The 2,351-nt window shown below is 42.6% G+C and carries 2 protein-coding genes; both read left to right on the top strand.

All coding sequences use genetic code 11. The features are described from left to right. Nucleotides 1-165 precede the first annotated feature (165 nt). Nucleotides 166-1,266 (top strand): transcription termination factor NusA, encoded by a 1,101-nt coding sequence (gene nusA / locus Q0546_RS01740; protein ID WP_298789970.1) that lies wholly within the window; start codon nucleotides 166-168, stop codon nucleotides 1,264-1,266. Between the two features lie 338 nt (nucleotides 1,267-1,604). Beyond that, nucleotides 1,605-2,351, top strand: a 747-nt coding sequence (locus tag Q0546_RS01745) for a hypothetical protein (RefSeq protein WP_298789972.1), incomplete at its 3' end; no start/stop codon positions are given.

Raw genomic sequence — 2,351 nt, forward strand, 5'->3', positions numbered from 1 at the left:
CGAGTTTTAGCTCCATTTTTAATCCTTTGAAATCTTTAATTTAATCTGTGAATATAGCAAAAACATCTTAAAAAACGCATTAAACTTCTTAAAAGTATAAAGCTTGTATAATACCCCTCTAACTCAAAAATCCCCCCAAATTTTAAATAACGGAGCAAAAATAATATGGAAAAAATAGCGGATATCATAGAATCTATCGCAAATGAAAAAGGGCTCGAAATCGAGGACGTAAAAGAGCGCGTCATAAGAGCTATTATCAATACCGCAAAGAAAATATACGGCGAAAACTACGAATACGACGCGGTTATAGATAATGCGACCAAGACTCTTCATCTATATCAAAAAATCACCGTCGTAGAGGACGGCGACGAGCGCTTAGCCGAGGATAACGAGCATTTTATAGGTCTAAGAGAGGCTAGAAAGGTCGATAGCGGAGTAGAGATCGGCGACGAGCTAACATACGAGCTATCTACCGACAACCTCGGCCGCACCGCTGCACAAACGCTTCACAAGGAGCTTGAGTATCACATTCAGCGCCTTATGGAGGAAAAAATCTTTCAAAAATATCAAGATATGGTCGGACACATGGTTTTTGGCTCCGTCACGCGCGTGGATAGCGAGGAAAATACCTTCATCGAGATAGACGAGCTGCGAGCCGTGATGCCGCGCAAAAACCGCATAAAAGGCGAGAAATTTAAACCAGGCGACGTCGTAAAAGCGGTCATAAAAAGCGTATATATCGACAAATCTATGGGTATCAAGGTCGAGCTAAGCCGCACGTCGCCAAAATTCCTCGAAGCTCTGCTAAAAGCCGAAGTGCCCGAGATCAAAGACGGCCTCGTGCTGATCGCCGCAAGCGCTAGAATCCCGGGTGAACGCGCTAAAGTTGCACTCGTGGCAACTTCGCCAAACGTCGATCCCGTGGGCGCGACCGTGGGCACCAAAGGCGTGCGCATAAACGCCGTCACAAAGGAGTTAAACGGCGAAAATATCGACGCGATCGAGTATTCCGCAGAGCCTGCGATCCTTATCACCCGTGCGATGGCACCAGCGATCATCAGCTCAGTTAAAATCGGCGAGGACGGTAAAGCCGTCGTGAGCCTAGTAACCGAGCAAAAGAGCAAGGCTATCGGCAAAAGCGGCATAAATATCAGGCTAGCTAGCATGCTAACGGGCCACGAGATCGAACTAAACGAGCTAGGCGCTAGAGGCGAAAGCAAAGACGAAAACGCGAAGGATCTAAAAGCGCTGTTTGGCGATCTGTAGCCAAATTCGAGCCTTTTGGTCGCATTTGTTTAGGGCGGCAAATTTAGGGCGCAACACCAGGATCAAATTTGAGATAAATTTATTTACTCAAATTTGATCCACTTTGTTTGCTAAAATTTGCCGCTTTTTATTTTCTGCTTTAATGCGTTAAATTTTATTCATAAATCAACAAATTTGCCGCACTTTTCCCTCAAAACCAGCACCGCAAAAGTCATGACGCCGAATTTACAAAACCGTCCAACTATAGAGTAAATAAATCCGATACATTTAAATATAATTTTAAAAATGTTTAAGGACGCAATATGTAAAATACCCGCAACAACCTTGCGGGATTAAAAATGAACGAAAAATCGCCGAATCAAACCAAATCCCTCAAAAAGCTACTTTTGATAGCCTTAATAGCTCTCATAGTCGGCCACGTCGGCATGTACGTAAACCAAAGAAGCGAATGGCTTTACGAAGGCCAGCCCTACAAGAAGGCAAAAGAGTGGCTAATAGGCGCAAATTTTATGATGGTGTACGGCAACTTTCTAACCAAACTCCCCTTTGTCGATGAAAAAAGCCTTATCGTCCAGCCCGTGCTTGCCCTGCAGGATTATTTCATAAAAAAGTGGAAGGAAAATTTACCCGACGACGATGCGGAAAAATACGCAGACTGGTATGTTTTTAGACTGATGATGTATATCGCATCCGACAGCATTTATCTGTTTATGAAGTACGATATGGACGAAGTCAAAAAAATAAACGAAAAAGCTTGGGAAACCATAGAAAATATGGTTAAATATGAAGCCAAAGACAAGATGTTTCAAAAGATTAGGTATGCAGCATTTAACAACTCATCCGTTATATTTTCAAAAAACGTACTCGCAAACTGGTCTGATATAAAAAATAAAAACGGGCGAAAGTTGGTAAATATAAAAAACGAAACAAAATCTCACGACGTCAAACAGCACGAAAGACTCATAAAGCTGCGCGAATATATAAAATATATGAACGCGCTTTACTCCTCAAAATACCCTGAAATATACGATAAAGCCAAAAAGGCCGAGGCGGCCGAGTATTATGAAAATTCAGGGTTGCACTCC

The sequence above is a fragment of the uncultured Campylobacter sp. genome (assembly GCF_937997465.1).
Taxonomy (GTDB): Bacteria; Campylobacterota; Campylobacteria; order Campylobacterales; family Campylobacteraceae; genus Campylobacter_A.

Excerpts from the sequence above, each read along its gene's own strand:
- nusA (WP_298789970.1), top strand. The coding sequence starts at position 166 with ATGGAAAAAATAGCGGATATCATAGAATCTATCGCAAATGAAAAAGGG.